General features: G+C 48.9%; 24 protein-coding genes. 15 read left to right on the forward strand and 9 right to left on the reverse strand.

Annotated elements, in window-relative coordinates:
- Window positions 1-34: 34 nt before the first annotated feature.
- From bamD to tmk, 3 genes are all read right to left on the reverse strand, one after another.
- Window positions 35-583 carry an outer membrane protein assembly factor BamD gene (gene bamD, locus AC1S5B_RS11295; protein WP_482035776.1) on the reverse strand — a complete coding sequence of 183 codons (549 nt, stop codon included), beginning with the start codon at window positions 581-583 and terminating at the stop codon, window positions 35-37.
- Between the two features lie 75 nt (window positions 584-658).
- Window positions 659-1624, reverse strand: a complete 966-nt coding sequence (locus tag AC1S5B_RS11300) for a DNA polymerase III subunit delta' (RefSeq protein ID WP_482035777.1) — start codon at window positions 1622-1624, stop codon at window positions 659-661.
- A 159-nt stretch (window positions 1625-1783) separates the two neighbouring features.
- Window positions 1784-2458 carry a dTMP kinase gene (tmk, locus tag AC1S5B_RS11305; RefSeq protein WP_482035778.1) on the reverse strand — a complete coding sequence of 225 codons (675 nt, stop codon included), beginning with the start codon at window positions 2456-2458 and terminating at the stop codon, window positions 1784-1786.
- Window positions 2459-2585: 127 nt separating this feature from the next.
- Here tmk and AC1S5B_RS11310 point away from each other — a divergent pair, with 127 nt between their 5' ends.
- Entirely contained in the window at window positions 2586-2933 is a 348-nt protein-coding gene (locus AC1S5B_RS11310) for a hypothetical protein (protein ID WP_482035779.1), read from the forward strand.
- A gap of 18 nt (window positions 2934-2951) precedes the next feature.
- Here AC1S5B_RS11310 and AC1S5B_RS11315 read toward each other — a convergent pair whose 3' ends face one another.
- Together AC1S5B_RS11315 and AC1S5B_RS11320 are read right to left on the reverse strand one after the other, a co-directional pair.
- Entirely contained in the window at window positions 2952-3377 is a 426-nt protein-coding gene (locus tag AC1S5B_RS11315) for an FHA domain-containing protein (RefSeq protein WP_482035780.1), read from the reverse strand.
- Between the two features lie 153 nt (window positions 3378-3530).
- The gene (locus tag AC1S5B_RS11320) at window positions 3531-3803 is read right to left on the reverse strand and encodes a hypothetical protein (protein WP_482035781.1); all 273 of its coding nucleotides are present in this window, start codon (window positions 3801-3803) and stop codon (window positions 3531-3533) included.
- 29 nt (window positions 3804-3832) lie between these two features.
- On the opposite strand from AC1S5B_RS11320, the gene eno reads away from it, so the two are divergent.
- The 4 genes from eno (at window position 3833) to AC1S5B_RS11340 (ending at window position 7380) form a co-directional block, all read left to right on the forward strand.
- Window positions 3833-5107: a phosphopyruvate hydratase gene (gene eno / locus AC1S5B_RS11325; protein ID WP_482035782.1), complete on the forward strand. Its 1275-nt coding sequence runs from the start codon at window positions 3833-3835 to the stop codon at window positions 5105-5107.
- Window positions 5108-5147: 40 nt separating this feature from the next.
- On the forward strand, window positions 5148-6065 hold the full coding sequence (locus AC1S5B_RS11330; protein ID WP_482035783.1) for a LolA family protein: 918 nt from the start codon (window positions 5148-5150) through the stop codon (window positions 6063-6065).
- A 193-nt stretch (window positions 6066-6258) separates the two neighbouring features.
- Window positions 6259-6690 (forward strand): lactoylglutathione lyase, encoded by a 432-nt coding sequence (gloA, locus tag AC1S5B_RS11335; RefSeq protein WP_482035784.1) that lies wholly within the window; start codon window positions 6259-6261, stop codon window positions 6688-6690.
- A gap of 183 nt (window positions 6691-6873) precedes the next feature.
- A complete protein-coding gene (locus AC1S5B_RS11340; protein WP_482035785.1) occupies window positions 6874-7380 on the forward strand; it encodes an O-methyltransferase in 507 nt (168 codons plus the stop codon).
- Between the two features lie 68 nt (window positions 7381-7448).
- On the opposite strand, the gene AC1S5B_RS11345 is transcribed toward AC1S5B_RS11340, so the two are convergent.
- Both AC1S5B_RS11345 and thrC read right to left on the reverse strand, forming a co-directional pair.
- The gene (locus tag AC1S5B_RS11345; RefSeq protein WP_482035786.1) at window positions 7449-7724 is read right to left on the reverse strand and encodes a MoaD/ThiS family protein; all 276 of its coding nucleotides are present in this window, start codon (window positions 7722-7724) and stop codon (window positions 7449-7451) included.
- A gap of 37 nt (window positions 7725-7761) precedes the next feature.
- On the reverse strand, window positions 7762-9141 hold the full coding sequence (thrC, locus tag AC1S5B_RS11350) for a threonine synthase (RefSeq protein ID WP_482035787.1): 1380 nt from the start codon (window positions 9139-9141) through the stop codon (window positions 7762-7764).
- Between the two features lie 146 nt (window positions 9142-9287).
- On the opposite strand from thrC, the gene AC1S5B_RS11355 reads away from it, so the two are divergent.
- Both AC1S5B_RS11355 and AC1S5B_RS11360 read left to right on the forward strand, forming a co-directional pair.
- On the forward strand, window positions 9288-10793 hold the full coding sequence (locus AC1S5B_RS11355; protein ID WP_482035788.1) for a M16 family metallopeptidase: 1506 nt from the start codon (window positions 9288-9290) through the stop codon (window positions 10791-10793).
- 89 nt (window positions 10794-10882) lie between these two features.
- Window positions 10883-11908, forward strand: a complete 1026-nt coding sequence (locus tag AC1S5B_RS11360) for a Rieske 2Fe-2S domain-containing protein (RefSeq protein WP_482035789.1) — start codon at window positions 10883-10885, stop codon at window positions 11906-11908.
- 344 nt (window positions 11909-12252) lie between these two features.
- Here AC1S5B_RS11360 and tatC read toward each other — a convergent pair whose 3' ends face one another.
- On the reverse strand, window positions 12253-13086 hold the full coding sequence (gene tatC / locus AC1S5B_RS11365) for a twin-arginine translocase subunit TatC (protein WP_482035790.1): 834 nt from the start codon (window positions 13084-13086) through the stop codon (window positions 12253-12255).
- A 124-nt stretch (window positions 13087-13210) separates the two neighbouring features.
- Here tatC and AC1S5B_RS11370 point away from each other — a divergent pair, with 124 nt between their 5' ends.
- From AC1S5B_RS11370 to fghA, 4 genes are all read left to right on the forward strand, one after another.
- The gene (locus tag AC1S5B_RS11370; protein ID WP_482035791.1) at window positions 13211-13702 is read left to right on the forward strand and encodes a hypothetical protein; all 492 of its coding nucleotides are present in this window, start codon (window positions 13211-13213) and stop codon (window positions 13700-13702) included.
- 93 nt (window positions 13703-13795) lie between these two features.
- Window positions 13796-17395 (forward strand): PAS domain S-box protein, encoded by a 3600-nt coding sequence (locus AC1S5B_RS11375; RefSeq protein ID WP_482035792.1) that lies wholly within the window; start codon window positions 13796-13798, stop codon window positions 17393-17395.
- A 29-nt stretch (window positions 17396-17424) separates the two neighbouring features.
- On the forward strand, window positions 17425-18936 hold the full coding sequence (locus tag AC1S5B_RS11380; RefSeq protein ID WP_482035793.1) for a hybrid sensor histidine kinase/response regulator: 1512 nt from the start codon (window positions 17425-17427) through the stop codon (window positions 18934-18936).
- A 30-nt stretch (window positions 18937-18966) separates the two neighbouring features.
- Window positions 18967-19815, forward strand: coding sequence for an S-formylglutathione hydrolase (gene fghA / locus AC1S5B_RS11385; protein ID WP_482035794.1), 849 nt, complete (start codon window positions 18967-18969; stop codon window positions 19813-19815).
- 232 nt (window positions 19816-20047) lie between these two features.
- Here fghA and msrB read toward each other — a convergent pair whose 3' ends face one another.
- The gene (msrB, locus tag AC1S5B_RS11390; RefSeq protein ID WP_482035795.1) at window positions 20048-20461 is read right to left on the reverse strand and encodes a peptide-methionine (R)-S-oxide reductase MsrB; all 414 of its coding nucleotides are present in this window, start codon (window positions 20459-20461) and stop codon (window positions 20048-20050) included.
- Between the two features lie 215 nt (window positions 20462-20676).
- Between msrB and AC1S5B_RS11395 the strand changes: the two genes are divergently transcribed.
- The 4 genes from AC1S5B_RS11395 (at window position 20677) to AC1S5B_RS11410 (ending at window position 24550) form a co-directional block, all read left to right on the forward strand.
- Complete coding sequence (locus tag AC1S5B_RS11395; RefSeq protein WP_482035796.1) at window positions 20677-21108, forward strand: allophanate hydrolase-related protein; 432 nt, start codon at window positions 20677-20679, stop codon at window positions 21106-21108.
- A gap of 66 nt (window positions 21109-21174) precedes the next feature.
- On the forward strand, window positions 21175-22143 hold the full coding sequence (locus AC1S5B_RS11400) for a nucleoside hydrolase (RefSeq protein ID WP_482035797.1): 969 nt from the start codon (window positions 21175-21177) through the stop codon (window positions 22141-22143).
- Window positions 22144-22304: 161 nt separating this feature from the next.
- Complete coding sequence (locus AC1S5B_RS11405) at window positions 22305-23384, forward strand: ISAs1 family transposase (RefSeq protein ID WP_482033858.1); 1080 nt, start codon at window positions 22305-22307, stop codon at window positions 23382-23384.
- Window positions 23385-23470: 86 nt separating this feature from the next.
- On the forward strand, window positions 23471-24550 hold the full coding sequence (locus AC1S5B_RS11410; RefSeq protein ID WP_482033858.1) for an ISAs1 family transposase: 1080 nt from the start codon (window positions 23471-23473) through the stop codon (window positions 24548-24550).
- The last annotated feature ends 11 nt before the right edge of the window (window positions 24551-24561 follow it).

The raw sequence follows: 24561 nt of genomic DNA on the forward strand, positions 1-24561 counted from the left end.
CGGATCTTAATCCTGAACCTACAAAGTTGAATGCTTAGGCAATCCATCCCATCCATACAACACTGCCTAGTATGATTAAAACGGCGATCAGCGCCACCCAAACAAATTGGTTATCTTTTGTATTGACCTGTTCGCTATCTATCGGCTCAACAATAAATGTAGGTTTAGGTTTAGATGCTAGCGGTTTCGCTGAAGTTTTTACTGTACCTTTAGTTCTAGAATCGCGGGTTTCGCGTTCCGACAATCCCGTTAAATCTGGAATTTGAGTCAGCCATTCCGGGCGGGATTTTAGCTTGGGCGCTTCCAAAATGTAAAGAACTCGTTTGGCTTCCTTGCGGGTTTTGAGATCGGCATGATGGGTTATTTTTCTGCAAAGGGCGATCGCGTCACTCATTTGCCCTTTCGCTTGATAGGCAGTCACTAGCCACATCTGTACCTCACCGCCCAAAATGGAATTGGGATTTACCAAAGCTAACATTCGCTCAAAACCTGCTGCTGCCTCCCGATAATTTCCTCGGTCAAAGGCGCTCTGGGCGGCTTGAAAAATCTGCCCAGCATCAGGGGTGTCTGAATCTGCTGTCATAGCAATTTACAAGTAGATTTTTTAGGAAGAGTCCCTTCATTTTACTGAGACGGTTTACTTGCGAACAGTAGATTTTTAGGGGGTGACGCTTGCCATTAACGTGACTTCCCACACCAGCCTCGGTTGGACATTTCGCCGCAAATAAGTTCGAGCTTTTTCTAAGTGTTGCAGGGGTAATAAAGTCGTTGCTTGCATTCCGTTGGTGATTGGTTGCCACCAAATCTGTTGTAAGTAATCAATGAGCCACAGTTGCGCTTCCGGTTCTAGGGTTTGGGCAATCTGACGGGCAAGGCTGAGGGCTTCGCGATGGGAGCGAATCGGTTGATGAAAGCTCCTCAACAAATCGTCGGGAAGTTCTTGCAGCTTTTGCCAATGGGCGATCGCGGCTCCTGGGCTACCTTGTGCCAACTGCAAAATTTCAGGCTGCTGCAAAATTTCCGCTTGATTGGTTCGTTGCAGCACTTGCAGCATATCGTCCGATGCGAGGCGAAAAAACGGAATCTTTTGACAGCGAGAGATTAAGGTGGGCAACAAAGATTCTGTTCCCGGCGCAATCAGAATCAAAGTGGCTTGTCCTGGCTCTTCCAGGGTTTTTAATAAGGCATTGGCAGGGGCTTCTGACATAGTTTCTGCCTGCTCAATTACGACGATTGATCGCTCAGATTCCAGGGGCGATCGCGCTAAAAAGCGGGCGATTCCTCGGATTTGCTCTAGTCGAATCAGCGGCGCTGTTTTGCGCTTCAATCCGGCGGCTTCTGCTTCCGCTGGTGAAAACAGCTTTCCCTGATGCGTATAAGTTGGCTCTACCCACAGCAAATCGGGATGATTGCGCTGCTGAATCCGACTATGGAGAATCGCTTTCTGCTCCGAAGATTTGGCTTGACTAAACACCAACTCAATAAAACACTCCGCCGCCAACCCCCGTCCCACTCCAGCCGAACCAGCAAACAGGTAGGCTGGGGCAATTCGTTGCCGTGCCACTGCCTGAGTCAGGAGTTGTATCGCTTGAGGTTGTCCAATCAGGGGAGAAAAGAAAGACATAGGGAATGTGAGGTTTCGGGTTTCTCAGGTTTCGGGTTTCAGGCTTCAGGCTTCAGGTTTCGGGTTTCAAGTTTCGGGTTTCAAGTTTCGGGTGAAAGGCGAGAAGTCCGGAGTTTTGAGTCCAGAGTAGGGATGAGACTGACCCCTGACCCCTGTTCCCTATTCCCTTTCTCCATACCATTCAGTTAAGCGATCGCTTAAGATCGCTTGAATTTCTTGAGAAACGGCGGCTTCGGGTTGGGTGGCGTTAATTCTAACGACCCGGTGGGGATGGGCTTGGGCGAGAGCCGTGAAGCCTTGCTGGACGCGCTGGTGAAAGTTAAGATCCGCTTGTTCAATGCGATCAGCTTTGCCCCGTTCGCGGGTTCGGGCGAGTCCGGTTTTTACGTCAAGATCAAGCCAGAGGGTGAGGTCGCTTTGTAGCCCGTTGGTGGCAATGTGATTTAGCTGCTCGATCAGGGTTGGGTCTAAACCGCGTCCATAGCCTTGATAAGCAATGGTGGAGTCTGTATAGCGATCGCACAAAATCAAGCTTTTTTGGGCAAGGTGTGGGCGCAAAAATCCTTCCACATGCTGGGCGCGATCGGCAGCATAGAGCAATAGCTCTGCTCGATCCTGGATCGGTTCCTGGGTTGACTCTAGCAGGAGTTGCCGCAATCCTTTGCCTAAATCGGTGCCGCCCGGTTCACGGGTGATGACTAACTGCTGCACCCATCCGTTTGATTGGAGAAAGGTAAGCCAACCGCTTTCGATCAACCACTGGTGCGATCGCTGCAACTGGGTCGTTTTACCACCGCCCTCCACTCCCTCAAATACAATGAATCGACCCAGCATAGCTTTTCTAATAGATTTAATTCAATTGAAGAAAGTTCGCTTAAACAAACTCAGCCTATCTACCATTTCGTTAGCGCTGAATGAACGCTATTATGTCAGGGTCTAATTGTTGAAAGTCCAGAAATACATGGCTCGCTATACTGGAATATTCAAAATCTTGACTCCGGTCAGTGTCTTTCAACCATTAATGAAAGATACGCTAGAATCTTGTCGCTTTAACGTTATCTATCAGACTGGCGATTATCTCATGGCGCGCGAGATTCCAGGTAATGTTACATTTCATCAGCTAGTCACCATAGAAGTGCTGGTTGACAAAACGGTGATCACCGATCGCGAAATTCACATGAATATTGTGGTGAAAAATGAAGAGCTACCTCTTCAACTCGATAATCATTGCCAGCAAGTCTTTAGCCGAATTACTCAAGCAATCTCAGACGCAAACCACTGGCAGATCATTGAAGCCGTTGCAGGCTAATAATGAAGTGTCCTACCGCTAGTCATCTTCTGGATCACCTACCATGTTTGGGCTGATTAAAGTAATATCCCATTCATCCGGCGGCACAGTGACCACAACATCACGTTGCAGCGAATAGTAAATAGCCCGAACCTGGGGACCAAATACCACTTCATCTTCGTTCTTCAAGTCTTGAGCCTGTAATTTACGCCCATTAATCAGCAACCCATTTGCACTCACTTTGCCCTTGGCGTTGCCATCCACAATCCGGTAATAGAAACTGTCGTCTTCGCTGGGTAGCTGCACTAACGTTGCATGACGACGAGAAACAAACTGAGAAACCAGTCGAATATCACACTTAGGATCTCGACCAATGGAATAAAGTGGCGCAGTCAAGATAAACTCGCGCCGACCTTTGTCATCTTCAATAATCAAGAGATGATTTTGATTGGGTTCAGAAGGCATTGATGCTCGGAGCGCCACAACATTCTCTTCAAGAAACAGCAAAATTAATAAAATGAACTGTTGAAAATTTTAGCTCGAAACAGCATGAAAGCTAACAACTACACTGCTCTGGCTTAGGTAAATGAAACATTCCAGATACTTGACTACAGATGGTTAACCTAGCCTACAGTCTGCCACACTTGAAACGTTTTTATAGTGGATTAAAGTAGCAATGCTGGCATGCTTGATCCCTTCAATGGGGTGCTGGCTGGCTTCTTTGACATGGGGAACGGTGAGGATGCAGACTAAGTCGGAGGCGATCGCGTCCCTTTTCCCTCTTTCCTGGGTGTTGCCTATGGCACTCTTCAGATATCGCGCTATGAGGTAGTATTCTCTAAGCTGAAAACCGCTATTGTCAGCGCCTCGTCTCAAGGCAGACGATCGCATAACCACTCGGATTGTAAGGAGGATTTCCTATGTACATTGAGGACATTATTGCCAGTGAAGTTTTGGACTCGCGAGGTAATCCTACGGTTGAAGCGCGGGTGATATTAGAAGATGGCACGGAAGGATCGGCGATCGTTCCTTCGGGTGCTTCGACGGGGGAAAAGGAAGCGGTAGAACTGCGGGATGGCGATCCGAAGCGTTACGGCGGCAAGGGTGTATTGCAGGCAGTGGACAATATCAACGAAAAAATCACGCCGGAGTTGGTGGGCATGGAAGCCACTGCTCAACGCGAAATTGACATGCTGATGATTGAAATTGACGGCACCCCCAATAAGGCGGATCTCGGCGCAAACGCAATTTTGGCGGTTTCGATGGCGGTGGCAAAGGCGGCGGCAACCTATATGGGAATGCCGCTCTATCGCTATTTGGGTGGGGTAAATGCGTCGCTGCTGCCAGTGCCTTGCATGAACGTGATTAACGGCGGTGCCCATGCAGACAACACGGTTGATTTTCAAGAGTTTATGATTGCACCGCACAACGCACCCAGTTTTGCGGAGTCGATTCGGATGGGCATCGAAACCTTCCACGCCCTGCGGTCGATTTTGAAGGCGAAGGGTTACAGTACTGCGGTCGGCGATGAAGGTGGGTTTGCACCAGATTTGAAGTCAAATGAAGAAGCCATGGAGGTGATTGTGGAGGCGATCGCCAAAGCAGGCTACACACCGGGCGAAGATATTTCGATTTGCCTTGATCCGGCAACCAGCGAAATGTGGAAAGAGGGCAAATATCAATTCTTTAAATCCACCCAAGAGGCGAAAACTTCAGAAGAAATGGTGGCGCTGTGGGCATCTTGGGCAAAACAGTACCCGATCGTGTCCTTAGAAGACGGCATGGGCGAAAACGACTGGGATGGCTGGAGCCTATTGACCAAAGAAATTGGCAGCACCGTGCAACTGGTGGGCGATGACCTGTTCTGCACCAACGCTAAGATTCTGGCGGAGGGCATTCAGGCAGGAATTGCCAACTCGGTGTTGATTAAGGTGAACCAGATTGGCACCTTAACCGAAACGCTAGACACGATTGAGTTAGCTCAAAAGAATAACTATAGCTACATGGTTTCCCATCGATCGGGCGAGTCGGAAGACACGACGATCGCAGATATTGCAGTTGCCACAGGAGCCGGACAAATTAAAACCGGGTCGGGCTGTCGCGGTGAGCGGGTTTCCAAATTTAACCAACTGCTGAGAATTGAACGGCAGCTTGGAAAAGCGGCGCGGTTTGCGGGCAAGTCGGCTTTTGCTTAAATTTGTGAGACTCTGCAAAAAGACTGGGTAACCTGAAGGAATGCGATCGCCCCAACAGTCCCGTAGATTGTCTGCGATCGCGTTCCCATTATTTGGCAAGAATATCTTGAAACAAATCATTAGTGCTGTTGTAGTGAGTATGGGTTTAACAGCAGTTGGCTTTTGGGGAGCAACCAATGTAGGCAACCAATCTTTGCTGCAATTTGCGAGAGCAACGCCCACAGCGCCTACCTTATTGAGTCAGCTAAACAGCAAGCTAGATTTATCTCTATTGGCAAAGGCAACTGCCGCATTTGTTCAGGGCGATCGCTATCGGACAGAATCAGAAATTCGAGTCAAAGCAACATCCGGCGGCACCGATATCACCAGCCTTGCCAAAGTGACAACCCTGGTACAAGCACCCAACCAGTTTCGCGCTGAAATCACCTTCCCATCAGACCCCGGAACAGAGGTGAAAAGCATCGTTATCTCCGATGGCAAGCAGGTGTGGATGTATCGCTCCGATTTAAAGCAATATGCCGTCATCCCTTATGAAAAATTTGATGACTTAGACGGCTATTACTGGATTGGCATGTCTTCCTATTGGTTTCTCTCAGTGCCAGCTGAGGTTCGCCAACCAATCGCTGAAGGTGCTTTAGCCGATCCGCAAGTGTTAAAAGAATTAGGCATTAACGATACATTGCCCCTAAAAGGAAACCGCCAAACCCTAGATGGGCGATCGCTTTACAGCTATGAATATACCGATGAAGGAGGGTTCACCATGGCAGCCCTCATCGAACCCTCCACCGCAGAACTGAAGCAAATCCGCCTCACTGGAAAGTCGGAAGGCTTTAACATAGACATCGCCGAACGCATTCTCACGCGCACTGCCAACCCCGCGATCTCGGATTCCACCTTCAAATTTATGCCCCCCCTTGGAGCTAAACTCGTAAAATCAGTCGAGATCGGACCCCTATAAGGCTTCAAAAGATAACTCCGCTCCTATCTCCTAAGCTGATAGGTGTCTAAATTGTATAAATAAGGGGCTTAAGCCCTCTGTCTACAGAGCTTCTCAGCTTTTGGAGGTCGCACTTAAATGACAATTGCTTATGCCCGCCTGAGAAACTGCCACAATAAAAGAAATCGACTAAAGAAATCCACTGAGGAACATCATGCGACTACTTCACACCATGCTGCGGGTTGGCGATTTAGAGAAATCTCTCAACTTTTATTGCACCTTTTTAGGCATGAAACTATTGCGCCAAAAAGATTATCCCGGCGGCGAGTTTACATTGGCATTTGTCGGCTACGGTGATGAAGCCGACCACACTGTTTTAGAACTGACCTACAACTGGGGCAAAGCTCAGTACACCTTGGGCGATGCCTATGGACACATTGCGATCGGGGTGGATGATATTTACGCAACCTGTGACCAAATTCGCACTCAAGGCGGCAACATTACTCGCGAACCCGGACCGATGAAACATGGTTCAACGGTGATTGCGTTTGTGGAAGATCCGGACGGATATAAGGTGGAGTTAATTCAACTGAAAACAGCGGATGCAGCCACAGCCGACAAAAAAACTGAAATCGCCTCTGTTTAAAAGATTTGAGAGTTTTAAGATACGTATTGCTTCATCAGGACTTACGCAAGGAGAAGATAAGGCAAAATCTAAAATCATCAATTAAGTCGTTGAGATGTCATAAAATTGCAAGATTTTCAAAACATTCAAATTCCAAAAGCAGTTCAGAATATTCTGACAAAAACCAAAGAAATAAACTTTCAAATGGTTTCTGAACTGCGAGTGGGTTCGTTGCTAAAAACTTTAGCCACCAGTAAACCTGCTGGGAGTTTTCTAGAGTTAGGCACTGGAACTGGAGTTTCAACTGCTTGGTTGTTAAGCGGGATGAATTCAGACGCTACCCTTGTTTCAGTTGAAAATGATTGTGCGTTGATGGCGATCGCCCAGGAATATCTGAGTCAAGATCCACGAGTAAGTTTTTGCCTAGAGGACGCAGCCAGTTTCCTAAAAAATCTCATCACAACAGATCAACAATTTGATCTAATTTTTGCCGACACTTGGGCTGGCAAATATACTCATTTAGAGGAAACCTTACACGTCCTAAAATCCGGCGGTCTTTACATCATTGACGATATGCTTCCTCAGCCAAACTGGCCAGACAGACACGAATTGAAAGTCGCGGCTTTGATTGCAGATCTAGAAAGCCGCAGCGATTTAAATATGACCAAGCTGAGTTGGGGTAGTGGTGTTGTTATTGCCACAAAATTGTAAAAGCAGCCCGTCATAGCAAGTGCATTGTAACGGGCTGCCAATAGATTTATTGTGAACGCTAGAAGAGTTTAACCCCCTGCGATCGCGGGAATAATACTGACTTCATCGCCGTCGCTGAGCGCCGTGTTAATGCCATCCAAAAAGCGAATATCTTCGCTGTTGACATAGAAATTGACAAAGCGGCGTAGTTCACCTTGCTCGTCACATATCCGCCCTTTGATTCCAGGACAGGTTGTTTCTAAAGATTCGAGCAGTTCGGCAATAGTTGCCCCGCTACAGTCAACGGTGGGTTTGTCGTGAGTCAGTTTTTGCAGCGGAGTGGGAATGAGAACTTTAATAGACATGAGAACTTAATCAAGTAATGGATGTGGAAATAGAAAACTAAACCGAAACCTGCTGCCACTCTAGACGACCGAGGGTTTGGGCACGTTCAAGCGCTCGTTCAAAGCTGTCGAGCTTTGGTTCAATCGTCAGCGGTTCACCAATGTAACCCTGGATGGCTTCTTGGGTTTTTAGCCCGTTTCCGGTGATGTAGACCACGGTGGTTTCATCGGGGTCAATTTTGCCTGCTGCTACTAGCTTTTGCAAAACGGCGATCGTCGTGCCGCCTGCGGTTTCGGTAAAAATACCTTCAGTTTCTGCTAATAGCTTGATGCCATCAATAATTTCAGCATCAGTGACTGATTCGATGTTGCCGTTCGTTTTTCGGGCAAGGTCGATCGCATACACCCCATCCGCCGGATTGCCAATCGCCAAAGATTTTGCGATTGTGCTGGGCTTGACTGGGGTGATAAAGTCGCGCTCTTCCCGGAATGCTTGGGCAATGGGAGAACAGCCTTCCGCTTGGGCACCACTAAAGCGGACGGGCTTGTCTTCTACTAAACCCACTTCAACAAATTCGCGGAAACCCTTATAAATCTTGGTAAACAGCGAACCGGATGCTAGCGGCGCGACGATGTGATCGGGTAACTGCCAGCCTAGTTGTTCTGCCACTTCATAACCCAAAGTTTTGGAACCTTCGGAATAGTAAGGACGCAGGTTAATGTTGACAAAACCCCAGCCGTGAGTGTTTGCTACTTCAGAACAGAGGCGGTTCACTTGGTCATAGTTGCCCTTAACTGCCATCACTGTGGGGTTATAGATCAGGGTGCCCATCACTTTACCCGCTTCCAAGTCAGCCGGAATGAACACACAGCAATCTAACCCAGCATGAGCCGCGATCGCGGCAGTGGAGTTCGCCAAATTGCCCGTACTGGCGCAAGAAACCGTCGTAAATCCCAATTCTTGAGCGCGAGTCAACGCCACAGAAACCACCCGATCCTTAAAGCTCAAGGTGGGCATATTGACCGCATCATTTTTGATATACAGATTTTTCAGTCCTAGGCGGCGTGCTAACCGTTTCGCCTGCACCAAAGGAGTCATGCCCGTGCCCACATCAATCGGGGTATCGGTTTCTACAGGCAAAAAAGGACGGTAGCGCCAGATGGAATTGGGACCAGCGGCGATCGTTTCACGAGTGACGGTGCGGCGAAGCTGGTCATAATCGTAGGCAACTTCCAACGGACCAAAGCAATATTCACAGACATGCATTGCCTTCAGTTCATACTCAGCATCGCATTCCTTACATTTCAAAGCGCGAAAGGTAGCGGAAGATTGGGGTTGGACTGAGTTTGGAACGGGGTTTGGACGAGTAGCTGCCTGAGTCATGGGTGGAATGCCTGCTGTGTAAGTGGTGTGTGGGATATTAAACGATTTTTGCAAAATTATTTCTTAATTGATTTGGATATTAACACTCACGATAAAACAGGTCAAACATACCCGACTAAATTTATCGGGATTGGTAAAAATGGTTCTGTTCCCTTACTGTCGCGCTAAGCTCTAAACAAGTAGACAAAGGACTCATCGATATGCGATCGCCAGAACAGCCACTCCAGCAGCGACGAAAACTTGGGAAGGTAGTAACAGTGGGATTTTCACTGTTCTTGGTGCCGCTGGTTTTATTGCTGTTAACCACGATGCTGCCAGCCCAAGCCGCTACACCAAAACACTACACTGAGCTAACCTTTCCGCCGCTACCAGCCTTGAAGGTGCCTCCCTATGAGCGGTTTCAGCTTGCGAACGGCATGGTGGTCTACTTGATGGAGGATCATGAGCTACCCCTGGTGGGTGGCACGGCGATTATTCGCACGGGCGATCGCTTGGAGCCTGCCGATAAGGTGGGCTTGGCGGGTCTAATGGCAACCGTGATGCGAACCGGGGGCACGGCGACTCAATCAGGCGACGACCTCAACCGCTTTTTGGAACGTCGGGCTGCTTCCGTGGAGACGGGCATGGGCGATTCGTCGGGCAGCGCCGGGTTTAGCGGCTTGACCGAAGATTTAGAAACCGTGTTTGGACTGTTTGCGGAGGTGGTTCGCAATCCTACTTTTTCCGAAAGCAAGCTAAACCTGGCGAAAACTCAACAGCGGGGCGCGATCGCTCGACGAAATGATGATCCTGGCAGCATTACAGGACGAGAGTTTGACAAGTTGCTTTATGGCAGCACCAGTCCCTATGCTCGCACCGTGGAATACGCCACATTAGATGGCATCACTCGTGAGGATTTAGTCCGCTTCCATCAACAATATTTTTCGCCCAAAAACACAATGCTAGGAATTGTGGGCGACTTCAACCCCGCCAAAATGCGATCGCTGATCGAAGCAAAATTTGGTGACTGGAAACCAATTGCGGTAGAAAAATCCACGATTCCCTCAGCATCTCAGGCAAACCAGGGCGGCATATTTTTGGTAGATCAACCCCAACTGACTCAAAGCAGTGTGCAAATTGGACATTTAGGCGGACAGTTAAACAGCCCCGATTATGCGGCGCTCTCGGTGATGAATGGCGTGATGAATGGCTTTGGCGGACGGTTGTTTAACCAAGTGCGATCGCGTCAGGGTTTGGCATACACCGTCTATGCATCGTGGCGACCCAACTACGATTATCCTGGAACCTTTGTAGCCGGAGGACAAACCCGCTCCGATGCTACAGTGCCATTCATTCAGAGCATCCTTGCAGAGATCGACAAAATTCGTACCCAACCGATTACAACCACCGAACTTGCCTACGCTAAAGATACCGTCCTTAACTCATTTATCTTTAACTTCCAAGATCCTGGGCAAACCCTGTCTCGCCTGCTGCGGTATGAATATTTTGGCTACCCCAAAGATTTTATTTTTCAATATCGTCAAGGGGTTGAAGCCACCACTATCGCAGACGTGCAGCGAGTCGCCCAGACTTATCTCAAACCCGAAAAGCTAGTCACTTTAGTCGTCGGAAATTCTGCCCAAATTCAGCCGCCCCTGTCGAGTTTGAGCGCCGATACCAAAGTCAATGCGATCGACGTTACAATTCCGCCACCCAAAAAAGGATAGGTGTAGGGTGCATTTCGACTTCGCTCAATGCGCGGTGAGTGCAACCGAAACGCATCAATCAATAGAACTCCCAAAGCCAGGATTATTCAATGGTTCAATCAAACTCGTCTGCCCACACCGCTCCAATCGACCATGACCATCTTATTGATCCAGTTTTATGGAATGACTGGCATGCGGTAGCAAAAGCAGACCAGTTGGCACCTGAAACCTGTTGCAGTATCCGATTGCTAAACACAGATTTAGTTCTGTGGCGCGGGCAGGATCAACAAATCTTTGCCTGGAGCGATCGCTGCCCCCATCGCAGCGTCAAACTTTCTAACGGTTCAGTCGTCGGCAATACGCTCGTGTGTCCCTACCATGGGATGGTGTATGACAAAACGGGACGCTGTATAAAGGTGCCTGCCCATCCGAATTATGTGCCGCCGAAACAAGCGTATATTCCCACGTTTCACGTTCAAGAGCGCTATGGATTGATATTTGCTTGTTTGGGAGACCCTGCCCACGACATCCCGCTGTTTCCAGAATGGCAGGCTCCCGGCTATCTCAACTTTTTGTCAGGACCTCATTTTTGTCAAACGGGTGGATATCGGGCGATCGAAAACTTCTTGGATGTGGCGCACTTTCCCTTTATCCATTCCAGCATTTTAGGCGATCCAGCCCTCACTGTTCTGGATGATTATCAAGTCTCAACGGATGATCGCGGCGTGCATTTACACAACGTCCGAGTTTGGCAACCCGATCCCCTCGGCACCGGACAAGGAGCCTATGTCCTTTACAACTACTCTGTTTTACGTCCCTTAACCGCCTATTTTCGCAAAGATACCCCCACTGGCGAATTCCTGACGATTTTCTACTGCGTTACTCCTGTCAGCGAGGAAGAGTGCATTGGTTGGATGTGGGTCGGCGCAAATTTTATTGATGCCAGTCAAGAAGCGTCCGCGATCGCCTTTCAAGATAGAGTGTTTGCCCAAGACCTTGGCAATCTAGAATCACATAACCCCAAACGCTTGCCGCTGAACTCCCAAACCGAGTTTCATGTCCCCTGCGATCGCGGCTCCCTTGCCTACCGCAAGTGGCTCAAACAACTCGGCATCACCTACGGCGTAATTCTCTAATCAGCTATGGCGCTTAACCCAGCGATTCAACTTTTGGCTATTTCATCTAGCGCAATCTGATGATTTTATGGTCACTTTCTGCGATCTCTGCAAGTATACAACGCCCTCAATCGACTTATTAGGACGAATAGCTGTTTAGGATGCGATGTCATTGATGAGTTGCTCAAACAATAGAGTGGTTGGGAAACAGATTATAGTTCAGTTGAAATTCTGACTTCCTTGGTTTCTAAAGTAGTTTTCATGCTGCCATCAAGTAGAAATTCCATAATCCAGCCGCTCACCATTAAACGCCCTATTTTGCCTGATTCCCCAACAAGTCTAGTGATGCTTTCGCTGATTCTGCCTTACTTGCCTAGTAGTTTAACAATGCCAATGCCACCAAAATAAAGCGCCGTAATTGCCCCACCTAATAAGCTTTGCGTTAAGGGGTCAGTGGAAGGAGTTAGCACGGCACCCACCACCGCTGCGCCAACTAGCACAAACCGCCACCCTGACAGCATTTGTTGGGAAGAGACAATGCCCAGCAAGCCCAACAAGGCTTGAATGATCGGCACCTGAAACGCCAATCCCGTACTAAACAGCAGCAGCAGCACAAATTCAAAATATTTTTCGATCGACCAGCTTTGTTCCACCACATCTGCGCCGTAGGTGATGAAAAAGTTGAGTGCAGCGGGAATTAGGGCAACATAGGCAAACGCCAATCCTGCGACAAACAAAATGCTGGAGCCAAACACGATTGGAGCCAACAGCCTGCGCTCTTTGCGAGTTAGACCAGGCACAACAAACGCCACAATTTGATATAAAATCACCGGACTTGCCACCAGAATGCCGCAGTAGCCCGCCACTTTGATTGAAACGAAGAAATATTCCCCTGGAGCAAGCTGAAGAAATTTCACGCCCTGTGCTGGAATTTCGAGCAGTTGCACAATCGGTTTAACCCCAGCAAAGCAGGCGATCGCGCCAACTCCCACTGCAATCAACGCATAAAAGATCCGCTGCCGCAGTTCTTCTAAATGATCAAACAAAGACATCTCTTTTTCGTCGGGCAGGTCTTCTTCTAAATCTTCTTGTAGATCTGCCGAGTCATAAGCAAGGTTAGCCGAATGAGTGATTTCAGAAATTGCATCATCCTGGGCTAAATCCTGATCAATAGTTTCTAGGTCTGAAGGCGCTGTCATGGGCTGAAAACACTTATGCAAAAAGCTGTTCATTTATTGTATCCATCAGAGCCATCAATCTCGACCGAGAGACGGTAGGTTTAAAGATGCTATTGTGTGTAAAAATTTTGGGAGAGAAAACAAAATGGATCGGCTTAAAAGTCAAGCGAACAAACTGTGGCAGCTTATTTTTAATCCATCGACCGCAGCAACCTATCAGCAAACCCTGGGCATTACCTGGGCAATTCTTAGAGAAACAGGATTGTTGCTTTGGTTGTTTGTGTGCCTAGTTTTTGTGTTGGGAGATTGGTTCTGGCAAACCTCTTATACAATCGGTCAAAAAACTCGCACTTGGGTAGATGATATGCAAACGATCGCCCAAGAACCCACGTCAGAAACGAGCGGCAGTGATGTGTTGGGTAAAACAGGACAGTCTTTGTTATCGGCAGGGCGATCGAGTTTATCCGCCGCTTTATCCGCCGCTAAAGGGCAACTAGGGATTGAATCCACTGAAACTTCAGCCTCTACCCCCACAGGGTTACTGTCGCCATCCTCTGAAGAAATCGCCTCCAAAACCACCGCCTCAACTTCGCTGACAATGCCTGAAACACCTTCTACTGATACTCTGAAGGTTTAAGCAGCTATGAAATAACTGGGCATATTTATTGGTAACGCTTGAGATAATGGGCAACTTTTCAGGAAACTGTCACAGCTTGGCAACCCAGTCACCATGAAAGAACCGCAGCCTCTGTCCATTGCAAATATTGCTCCAGACGATTGGAACTCCACGCCAAAGCCGGTAAAACAGTTGGTGGAAGCATTGCTGGCACAGGTGAAACTGGGTGAAGTTTTGTTAGCGGATCAAAGCCGTCTTACACAATTTCTAGATGCAACCCCGATTGGCATTGCGGTGCATGATTCCACGGGTCAGTTAGCCTATGTGAATCATGTGGGGCAAGAGTTGTTAGGCATCGATCGCCGTTCTGAACCGCAAACAAATCTACTGCCGGAAATTTTTCAGGTGTATCGGACTTCCAGCCAAGAGCTTTATCCCATTGAAGAACTGCCCAGCAATCTAGCACTCACTGGAAAAACAGTGCAAGTGGACGATATGGAAATTCATCGGGCGGAGCAAGTGGTGCCCATGGAGGTATGGGCAACGCCGATTTTTGACGATCGCGGACAGGTTGAATACGCGATCGCCGCCTTTCAAGATATTACAGAGCGGGTTCGCAGCGAAGCGGAACGACACCGAATCGATCAGGCGTTAGCCGCCAGTGAACACTGCTATCGCCAAGTGGTGCAAACCCAAAGCGACTTTATTTTGCGATCGCTGCCCGACACCACCATCACCTTTGCCAACGATGCCATGTGTCGCGCCTTGGGGCAATCCTTGGAACAGGTCATCGGGCAAAAATGGTCTGATTTTGCCTTCGGTGAAGATTTGCCGATTATCCTTCAGCAGATTGCTGCCCTCACGCCTAATCATTCCAGTTTTTTTGCAGAAAATCGCGATCGCCGTGCTGATGATCAGGTGGGCTGGACGCAATGGCTCAACCAGGGAATTTTTAATCAGCACGGGCACCTCGTTGAGTTGCAGTCGGTAGGGCGAGATATTACTGCACTCAAGCACACCGAAGCCGCCTTACGAGAAAGCGAAGCAGAACTGAAACTGATTACAGAAGCAATCCCGGCGGCGATTATTCGGGTGGATAAAGATCGGCGATATCGGTTCGTCAACAGCACTTATGAAGCGTGGCTGAACCTGAAACGAGAGGATATCTTGGGCAGGCATGTTCAGGAAGTGATTGGGGAACGCGCCTATGAAGCTATTTGTTCCGATTTAGATCGTGTGTTAAGGGGGAAAATCGTCAAGGGGGAAGCTAAAGTTCAGCAATGGAGTGGAGTGATAAGGGAAATTACTTACACGCTAGTTCCCGATCGCGATCAATTAGCTCAGGTACAAGGATACTATGCCTTGATCACAGACATTACCGATCGCAGACGAACCGAAGTAGCCCTCCGAGAAAGCGAGGAGCGCTTCCGCATATTTATGGATCACAGTCCAGTCGCCGCCTGGATCACTGATCCGAACGGCAGGATGGAATACACTAGCCAAACCTATAGCCGCATGTTTCAGGTTCCTAGCGATTTGATCGGCAAGACTGTGTTTGACTTATACCCATCAGCGATCGCCCAAATCTATTTAGACAACATTCAAACGGTTGCTCACAGTGGGCAGGTGATTGAAGCGATAGAGCCTGGGATTCGAGCGGATGGCAGTCCGGGTGAATTTTTAATTTATAAGTTTCGCTTACCCCAGGCAGAGGGTCGCAGGCTTGTGGGGGGAGTTGCCCTCGATGTGACCGAGCGCAAACAGGCACAAATTGCCTTAGAGAAAAGCGAACAGCGATTTCGCAACTTGTTCGAGTCCATCCCTAAAATTGCGATTCAGGGGTACAACCGCCAGCGCCAAGTCATTTACTGGAATGATGCCAGCGAACAACTCTATGGCTATAGCAAAACAGAAGCCCTCGGTCGGCAGCTAGAGGATCTAATTATTCCCCCAGAAATGCGCTCAGTAGTAATTACGGCGGTTCAAAATTGGCTGACGAAAAACCAGCCCATCCCAGCAAGTGAATTGAGTTTAAGGCATCAAGATGGCTCTAGAGTTGAGGTCTATTCCAGTCACACGATGCTGACGAATCCTGACGGCGAGCCAGAAATGTATTGTGTCGATATCGACTTGAGCGATCGCAATCAAGCCGAGGCAGCGCTGCGAGAGAGCGAAACCACCAACCGCGCCATCATCAGCGCCTTTCCTGACCTGCTGCTCCGGGTTAATCGCGACGGCACCTGTCACGAATTTATTCCACCGACCGATGTCCCATCCCGCACCTTTTTGCCCATCCAGCATCATCTCGTCGAAGTCTTGCCCCCAGACATTCTCCAGCACTTCATACAGCGGATGGCGGATGCCCTAGCCACCGGGGGGTTACAGGTTTGGGAACATCAAATTCTCAAATACGATCGCCTCTGTGACGAAGAGGTTCGTCTTGTACCCTGTGGCATTGATGAATGCTTGGTGGTGGTGCGAGACATTACCGATCGCAAACGGGCAGAAGCATTGCTATACCAAAGCGAACAAGCGCTGCGGCAACGGGTGGATCAAGAGCAGACACTCCGGCGCGTCTTGCAGGCAATTCGTAAATCTCTCAAGCTGGACTTGATCTTTAGGACGGCAACGGCAGAAGTTGCCGAACTGGTGCAAGCGGATCGCACCGCAGTCGTGCAATATTTGCCAGAGCATCAGTGCTGGAAGCATGTTTCTGAATATCGGAAAAGTTTAGATATCCCCAATACTTTGGGGACAGAAATTCCGGATCAAGACAACCCACTCGCCGAGCAACTGAAACAATTCAAAGTGGTTCGGATTGACAATTCAGAGGTGATTGAGGATGAGATTAATCAAGAATTTGCCCAGATCTTACCCGGCTCTTGGCTCCTAGTGCCCTTGATTGTAGATCAAAAACTGTGGGGCAGTTTTAGTATGATTCGATTTCAATCCACGACTCCTTGGACGGAGGAAGAAGCAAATCTGGTGCAAACCATTGCCGACCAATTGGCGATCGCCATCCAGCAAGCCCAGGCATTTGAGCGCGCTCAAACCGAAATCGCCGAACGACAGCAAGCGGAGGCAGACCTTAGATCCGCCCTCTCCGAAAAAGAAGTGCTGCTGAAAGAAATTCACCATCGGGTCAAAAACAACCTCCAGATTGTGTCTGGATTGCTGCAACTGCAAGCCCAAAGCCTGCAAGACTCTCCGGCTATTCACGCCCTGAGAGAAAGCCAAAATCGGGTTGAGTCCATGTCGTTGATCCACAAAAAGCTATATATTGCATCAGATCTTGAACAAATTGATGCGGCTGACTATATTCAAAGCTTAGCCACAAGCTTGCTGACCACTTACAAGGTTTCGCCGGGGGCGATCGCGCTGCAAGTGGATGTGGAACCCGTAATTTTAAGCCTTGATCAAGGGATTCCCTGTGGATTGATTATTAACGAGCTAGTCTCCAATGCCCTCAAATATGCGTTCCCAACCAACCAACCCGGAGAAATTCGGATTCAGCTACGGCAGATTGACCATGAGCTTGAGTTAACCATTCAAGATAATGGAGTCGGATTGCCAGATCATTTAGATCTAAACCATATCCCATCCCTAGGGCTTTCTCTGGTCTATGCCTTGTCAACGGAGCAATTAGAAGGCACCCTTACCGTTGACCGCAGCCGAAGGACAACGTTCACGATAAAATTCCCGTCTGCATCCTGAAAAGTCTGCACCACGAAAGTAGAGGTTCAATGGCTAATACGGCTAATACGAAGATTTTGGTGGTTGAAGACGAGGTAATCGTTGCAAAAACGATCATCAGTCAACTAAACCAGTTGGGATACATCGTCACCGATACGGCTTCATCGGGTGCCATGGCGATCGCCAAAGTTGCGGAAACTCAGCCCGATTTGATCCTGATGGATATTGTCTTAAAAGGCTCTATGGACGGGATTTCAACCGCCACTCATATCCGAGAACAACTGGATATTCCCATCATTTACTTGACTGCTTATGCCGACGACAGCACTCTACACCGGGCAAAGGCAACCCATCCCTTTGGCTATATCGTGAAACCCTTTACTGCCGATGATTTGCGCGTTGCCGTTGAGATTGGTCTGTTCAAACATCAAGTTGCCCGCGAACTTCAGGAAAATCGCGATCAACTAGCAACGCTGCTCCGCTCCATGAGTGATGGCGTAATTGCCACTGATGCCGAGGGCATGATCACATTTATGAACCCTGCGGCGGAGGCATTAACAGGCTGGCACCAAACCGAAGCTTTGGGGCAAGCCGTGACGACTGTATTTCAGCTAATGGATGAAGTAACTGAAACGCCGATCGAGAACCCGATCGCCAAAGTACTGAAATCACAGCAAGTGGAATATCTAAACAACTTCACCGCATTAGTGACCAAAACTGGAACCCAGATTCCCATTGGCGATAGCGCCTCGCCGCTCAAGCGACTCTCTGGCGAAATCCTGGGAGCCGTGGTGGTGTTTTGGAATATGAGCGATCGCCGCCAAACGGAATTGCTATCCCAAGCCTTGGCAAAAGAGAAAGAACTCAATCAGCTAAAATCTCAGTTTGTCTCTACTGTTTCCCATGAATTTCGCAACCCCCTCGCCATTATTCGCACTGCCACGGAACTATTGGAAAAAAGGCAGAATCTCACAGAAACGCAAAAAAAAGCGTATCTGCAACGAATAAAAACTGCGGTTCGCTCCATGAACCAATTGATGGAAGACGTTTTGTTCATGGGGCAAGCCGAAGCGGATCGGCTAGTATACCAACCTGTGTTGCTTCGCCTAGAGCAGTTCTGCCAAGATCTAGCAGACGAATTTTCGATGTTTGAGGGGCGATCTCATTCTATTGAGTTCATCTGTCAAGGAGACAGTCAAAATACTTGGATGGATGAGAAACTCCTACGCTACATTTTGACGAACCTGTTATCCAATGCGATTAAATATTCTCCGCCGAATACCACCGTACAACTGGCGCTCACGATTGATTCTGGCGAGCGGCAGGCGACGTTTTTGGTGCAAGACTACGGCATTGGAATTCCAGACGCTGATCAAGCCCGACTGTTTGAGTCCTTTTTTCGGGCTGAAAATGTTAGGTCGCTTCAAGGAACGGGGTTGGGGTTGGCGATCGTCAAACGCTGTGTAGATGCCCATTCAGGGCACATTAGTTTGATTAGCAAAGTGGGAATAGGTACCACCGTCCGCGTTACCTTACCCCTCGACTTGACTGCCGAAGCCTAGTATCAACCCTTCTAGCAAAGAACGCACTTTATGACCGCCGCTCCTGATCTGATTAGCCAGACTCGCTGCTTCAATGGCACTTTAGGATTTTACAAACACTTTTCCTCTAGCTGCCGCAGTGAAATGAAGTTTTCGGTATATCAACCGCCCCAAGCGATCGCGCATCCAGTGCCCGTGTTGTATTACCTATCCGGCTTAACCTGCACGGAAGAAAACGTTATGGCAAAGTCGGGAGTACAGCAATATGCAGCAGAGCATGGACTATTGCTCGTGGCTCCTGATACAAGTCCCCGCAATACAGGCATTCCGGGCGAAACCGATGACTGGGATTTTGGCGCGGGTGCCGGATTTTATGTCGATGCGACGGCTGCACCTTGGAGCCAGTACTACCAAATGTATTCTTATGTGGTGAATGAGCTACCTGCGCTGATTGCTGACCACTTTCCAGTCCAGCGCGATCGCCAAGGAATTTTTGGGCATTCCATGGGAGGGCATGGGGCGTTAGTCTGCGCCTTGAGGAATCGCGATCGCTACCGTTCCGTCTCTGCCTTTGCCCCGATCTGCGCGCCGATGCGGTGCCCTTGGGGACAAAAAGCCTTCACGAACTACTTGGGCACTGATGAAGCCCAATGGCGTGCCTACGACGCAAGCGAACTGGTGTTAACAGCTAGCTTTCCCGGTTCTATTTTGATTGACCAGGGCGACGCAGATAAATTTCTCGATCATCAACTGATGCCCAATGTATTTGAGCAAGCCTGCAAAACGGCTGGGCAATCTCTCATCTTGCGCCATCAACCCGGCTACGATCATAGCTATTACTTCATTGCGACTTTCATTGCCGACCACGTTCGCCATCATGCGATCGCACTATATGCCTAGTCGCCCTCCACGATTCACCGTTGACATCCTCACTGTCCTCAAGGTGCGGCGATTCCAAGAATCATTCAATTTAGGCGAAGAAGAGCCACCTTCAAAAACCCTCTCCAAAGTTGGGAGAGGGTTTTAGGGTGAGGGCGAATGATTTATGCAGGAGGTCTGTTATTTGACGCACTATCGACTGATTCCGCAGCGCCAACAGTAGCTAAGCTGTTTTCTAAGTTAAGTATGAAATTCAAGCGTCTTGCTTAGGAACAAACTGCAAAGATACTCCATTCATGCAATACCGTAAGCCAGTGGGAGCGGGACCATCGTTAAAAACATGCCCTAAATGCCCACCACATCGACTGCAATGAACTTCTGTCCGAGTCATAAACAACGCGCGATCAACGGTGGTCGCGATCGCGTCATCCAAGGGCGCAAAGAAACTAGGCCAGCCCGTGCCGCTGTTGAATTTTGTATCTCCTGTAAACAGGGGAAGACCGCACGCGGCACAGGCATATGTACCCGGTTCATAGACTTTGTCGAGTGGGCTGGTGCCCGCCCTTTCTGTGCCATGCTTCCGCAATACCTGAAATTGTTCTGGGGTCAGCGCACTGCGCCATTCATCTTCGGTTTTTGTTACTTCAAAGTCTAATTTTTGTGACATTGCTGTTAAGAGTAGATAAATTGGGCAAAAACAGGATCAACAGAAGCTTTGCTTGAAATGCCCTAACTGGAAATTTATTGCAGGCAAAAATCGATCTGTTGTACTTTAATTGTAAAGAATGTAATCGGCTGTATTCAATCTTGCAGACTTTTTTGCAGTTCGGGTTGCCAATACTCATACAATGACTGCCAGCACGTCCAGGAATTTCAAGCAGTATGGCTCATCCTAATCCAGATTCTCATCTCAAAACAATCAGGGTTTTCATTTGTGGATCGGCTCTCCGAGGGCAGCCCGACCATGCAGGAATGCAGTCTTCTACATTTATTTGTGAGACTAAAACTCAACCGATCTATCGAATGCATTCAGCAGAAAATGGATGGCATCCCGCGATTTATTTAGCGGCAGAAAATGGGGTGGCAATTCTGGGTGAGGTCTACGAAATGACGCTAGTTGATTTTGAGCATCTATGCGCTAATGAACCGCCCCATATGACTCCCGCAGAGGTGCTATTGGAGCAAGGAAAAACTGCGATCGCGTTCTTTTATCCTCAAGAACTGGTTGAAAAATATCACTGGCTGGATATCTCTGATTATGGCGATTGGGCAACTTATAAAGCCGCCGTTAATCCACTCGTTAATCCACTGTAAGTAGGGCTTAAACCCAAGGTTATTTTGGGCAGTTTGGCGGTAATAAACCTCACATTGTGTACTCCATTGACCAGACTTATTCCCAAAATAATTTTAGATACTGATCCCGGCGGTGATGATATTTTTGCGTTGCTGTGGCTGCTGAGTTTGGTAAAGCAGGAACTCGCTGAATTGGTTGCTGTGACCACGGCGGCAGGCAATGTTTCCGCTGAGTATACGTTTGCGGCTGCCAGTAAGATTTTGAAGTTGGGCGGATTGGATCAGATTAAAGTGGGTCGGGCGATCGCGGTGCCTTATGCCACGCCGGATGCAGCCCATATTCACGGCAAAGATGGCATGGGCAATCTGTCTCATACGTTGCCAGAAAGTGATCGCCCGTTTGAGGCGGCACCTTACTCGGATCAAGTATTGATCGATGCTTTAACGGCTAATCCAGGAGAAATTAGCATTTTAGCGATCGCGCCCTTCACGAACCTAGCAGCGGCAGAAGCCCGACATCCCGGCATTCTGCGACAGGCAAAAGAAATTGTGTTAATGGGAGGAGCATTTGGCTGTGCGGGTAACATTACCGCTCAAGCAGAATTTAATGTTGCCTATCATCCAGAAGCCGCTCAAGGGGTGCTAAGTAGCCGCAATGATATCGTGATGGTGCCCTTGGATGTCACGCGATCGCTGATCTTTACCGAAGCCATGGCGCACGCCATTAAGCAGGCAAATCCAAACAGCGCGATCGCCCAATTCATCAACGTTTTGTGTGATTTCATGATTTCCACCGCCCTTGCCTATCGAGAAACCCAAGGGGTTCGCGGGTTTCTCATTCACGATGCTGCAACAGTGGGCTATCTCTTCTACCCTGAAACCTTCCGCTGGCAACGGGCAACCGTGCAGATTGAAACCCAGGGTTTGTGGACTCGTGGACAGACCGTGATCGACCAGCGGCATGGGGCAAAAGCCGCCGCAAATGCCTGGATTGCAACTCAAGTAGAGGCTCCCAACTTTTTCGCTAGTCTAATTGAGGATTTAAAGCGCCTATAGCAATGATGACATTGCTGAGCGTAAGTATGATTTGCCCTCATCCCCAACCTTTCTCCCCAAGGAGAAAGGAGCTAGAATTATTGTCCCCCCTCCCAAGCAGGGCTAGTTCATCAGTGGTAGAAAAATGATAATGGGTGATGCTCTTTCACCCCTAGCTAGCCATGAGCCTGATTGATGCTCTCAAACAAGTACGAGACTATCGAACCCAACCCCAGTATCCATTGTGGGTGATTTTGTTGCTGGTACTGATGGCAACGATGAGCGGGTGTGTGGGGTATCGAGCGATCGCGTGCTTTGTGGAGCGCCATCAAACCCAATTGTTAGGGGTACTCGAAGTGCCCTATGAGCGGTTACCCTGCTACTCGACGATTCGCCGCGCTTTGGTGCGAGTGGACTTTGAGGCGTTAACCGAGGTTTTCAATCAATGGGCACAGGAAACGGTTGAGCTGGAAGAGCAAGCCGCTTGTGCCGTTGACGGCAAGAGCATCCGAGTCAGTCTGAGAGATTACGACCAGGCGTATCAAGATTTTGTCAGTGTGGTGTCGGTGGTCAGCACTCGACTGGGACTGGTCGTTGGGGTGCAATCCATGCACAACAAAACGAGTAGTGAAATTGTAACGGTACAAACCTTGTTGGAGCACCTTCAGTTGCAAGGGGTGTGTTTTAGTTTTGATGCCCTGCACGCCAAAAAAAAAACAGTTCAGCAAATTATAGCCAGTCAGAACCACTACTTAATTGCCATCAAAGGGAATCAACCCAAATTATTAGCCCAAATCCAGCAGCAGTTTGAACACTCGTCTCCCCTCAGTTGTCACGTGGACTCAGAGCGGACGCGCAATCGCTCAACCCAACGCCGTGTGTGTGTATTGGAGCCAAGTGCCACCATTGACCCAAGTTGGGTCGCTCTTAAACGAGTGATTCGGGTCGAACGCACCGGACTAAGAGCAGGCATACCCGTTTCACAGACGGTGTTTTATATCAGTTCGCTGGCAACCGATGCCGCCGAGTTTGCCCGTCGTATCCGGCAGCATTGGCACATTGAGAATCGCCTCCACTGGTGTAAAGATGTGGTCTTTCAAGAAGATACGACTCCACTGTGTGAGGGTCACGCTTTGATTAATATGGCAATTGTGCGAACCTTTGCCCTTAATCTCTTCCGGCAGCATGGGTTTGACTCTTTGACTCAGGCGATTCGACAGGTTGCTCATGATATCCCTCGCCTATTTTCCTTCTGCCAATGAATCAGCCCTGCCCCTCCCAAGGCAGGGCTAGTTCATCAGTGGTAGAAAAATGATAATGGGTGATGCTCTTTCACCCCTAGCTAGCCATGAGCCTGATTGATGCTCTCAAACAAGTACGAGACTATCGAACCCAACCCCAGTATCCATTGTGGGTGATTTTGTTGCTGGTACTGATGGCAACGATGAGCGGGTGTGTGGGGTATCGAGCGATCGCGTGCTTTGTGGAGCGCCATCAAACCCAATTGTTAGGGGTACTCGAAGTGCCCTATGAGCGGTTACCCTGCTACTCGACGATTCGCCGCGCTTTGGTGCGAGTGGACTTTGAGGCGTTAACCGAGGTTTTCAATCAATGGGCACAGGAAACGGTTGAGCTGGAAGAGCAAGCCGCTTGTGCCGTTGACGGCAAGAGCATCCGAGTCAGTCTGAGAGATTACGACCAGGCGTATCAAGATTTTGTCAGTGTGGTGTCGGTGGTCAGCACTCGACTGGGACTGGTCGTTGGGGTGCAATCCATGCACAACAAAACGAGTAGTGAAATTGTAACGGTACAAACCTTGTTGGAGCACCTTCAGTTGCAAGGGGTGTGTTTTAGTTTTGATGCCCTGCACGCCAAAAAAAAAACAGTTCAGCAAATTATAGCCAGTCAGAACCACTACTTAATTGCCATCAAAGGGAATCAACCCAAATTATTAGCCCAAATCCAGCAGCAGTTTGAACACTCGTCTCCCCTCAGTTGTCACGTGGACTCAGAGCGGACGCGCAATCGCTCAACCCAACGCCGTGTGTGTGTATTGGAGCCAAGTGCCACCATTGACCCAAGTTGGGTCGCTCTTAAACGAGTGATTCGGGTCGAACGCACCGGACTAAGAGCAGGCATACCCGTTTCACAGACGGTGTTTTATATCAGTTCGCTGGCAACCGATGCCGCCGAGTTTGCCCGTCGTATCCGGCAGCATTGGCACATTGAGAATCGCCTCCACTGGTGTAAAGATGTGGTCTTTCAAGAAGATACGACTCCACTGTGTGAGGGTCACGCTTTGATTAATATGGCAATTGTGCGAACCTTTGCCCTTAATCTCTTCCGGCAGCATGGGTTTGACTCTTTGACTCAGGCGATTCGACAGGTTGCTCATGATATCCCTCGCCTATTTTCCTTCTGCCAATGAATCAGCCCTGC

It is taken from the genome of Leptolyngbya sp. CALU 1928 (assembly GCF_056784215.1).

What these genes read in the sequence shown, in the direction of transcription:
- bamD (WP_482035776.1), bottom strand. Translation starts at nt 583, where the DNA reads ATGACAGCAGATTCAGACACCCCTGATGCTGGGCAGATTTTTCAAGCC.
- AC1S5B_RS11300 (WP_482035777.1), bottom strand. Translation starts at nt 1,624, where the DNA reads ATGTCTTTCTTTTCTCCCCTGATTGGACAACCTCAAGCGATACAACTC.
- tmk (WP_482035778.1), bottom strand. Translation starts at nt 2,458, where the DNA reads ATGCTGGGTCGATTCATTGTATTTGAGGGAGTGGAGGGCGGTGGTAAA.
- AC1S5B_RS11310 (WP_482035779.1), top strand. Translation starts at nt 2,586, where the DNA reads ATGGCTCGCTATACTGGAATATTCAAAATCTTGACTCCGGTCAGTGTC.
- AC1S5B_RS11315 (WP_482035780.1), bottom strand. Translation starts at nt 3,377, where the DNA reads ATGCCTTCTGAACCCAATCAAAATCATCTCTTGATTATTGAAGATGAC.
- AC1S5B_RS11320 (WP_482035781.1), bottom strand. Translation starts at nt 3,803, where the DNA reads ATGCGATCGTCTGCCTTGAGACGAGGCGCTGACAATAGCGGTTTTCAG.
- eno (WP_482035782.1), top strand. Translation starts at nt 3,833, where the DNA reads ATGTACATTGAGGACATTATTGCCAGTGAAGTTTTGGACTCGCGAGGT.
- AC1S5B_RS11330 (WP_482035783.1), top strand. Translation starts at nt 5,148, where the DNA reads ATGCGATCGCCCCAACAGTCCCGTAGATTGTCTGCGATCGCGTTCCCA.
- gloA (WP_482035784.1), top strand. Translation starts at nt 6,259, where the DNA reads ATGCGACTACTTCACACCATGCTGCGGGTTGGCGATTTAGAGAAATCT.
- AC1S5B_RS11340 (WP_482035785.1), top strand. Translation starts at nt 6,874, where the DNA reads ATGGTTTCTGAACTGCGAGTGGGTTCGTTGCTAAAAACTTTAGCCACC.
- AC1S5B_RS11345 (WP_482035786.1), bottom strand. Translation starts at nt 7,724, where the DNA reads ATGTCTATTAAAGTTCTCATTCCCACTCCGCTGCAAAAACTGACTCAC.
- AC1S5B_RS11355 (WP_482035788.1), top strand. Translation starts at nt 9,288, where the DNA reads ATGCGATCGCCAGAACAGCCACTCCAGCAGCGACGAAAACTTGGGAAG.
- AC1S5B_RS11360 (WP_482035789.1), top strand. Translation starts at nt 10,883, where the DNA reads ATGGTTCAATCAAACTCGTCTGCCCACACCGCTCCAATCGACCATGAC.
- tatC (WP_482035790.1), bottom strand. Translation starts at nt 13,086, where the DNA reads ATGACAGCGCCTTCAGACCTAGAAACTATTGATCAGGATTTAGCCCAG.
- AC1S5B_RS11370 (WP_482035791.1), top strand. Translation starts at nt 13,211, where the DNA reads ATGGATCGGCTTAAAAGTCAAGCGAACAAACTGTGGCAGCTTATTTTT.
- AC1S5B_RS11375 (WP_482035792.1), top strand. Translation starts at nt 13,796, where the DNA reads ATGAAAGAACCGCAGCCTCTGTCCATTGCAAATATTGCTCCAGACGAT.
- AC1S5B_RS11380 (WP_482035793.1), top strand. Translation starts at nt 17,425, where the DNA reads ATGGCTAATACGGCTAATACGAAGATTTTGGTGGTTGAAGACGAGGTA.
- fghA (WP_482035794.1), top strand. Translation starts at nt 18,967, where the DNA reads ATGACCGCCGCTCCTGATCTGATTAGCCAGACTCGCTGCTTCAATGGC.
- msrB (WP_482035795.1), bottom strand. Translation starts at nt 20,461, where the DNA reads ATGTCACAAAAATTAGACTTTGAAGTAACAAAAACCGAAGATGAATGG.
- AC1S5B_RS11395 (WP_482035796.1), top strand. Translation starts at nt 20,677, where the DNA reads ATGGCTCATCCTAATCCAGATTCTCATCTCAAAACAATCAGGGTTTTC.
- AC1S5B_RS11405 (WP_482033858.1), top strand. Translation starts at nt 22,305, where the DNA reads ATGAGCCTGATTGATGCTCTCAAACAAGTACGAGACTATCGAACCCAA.
- AC1S5B_RS11410 (WP_482033858.1), top strand. Translation starts at nt 23,471, where the DNA reads ATGAGCCTGATTGATGCTCTCAAACAAGTACGAGACTATCGAACCCAA.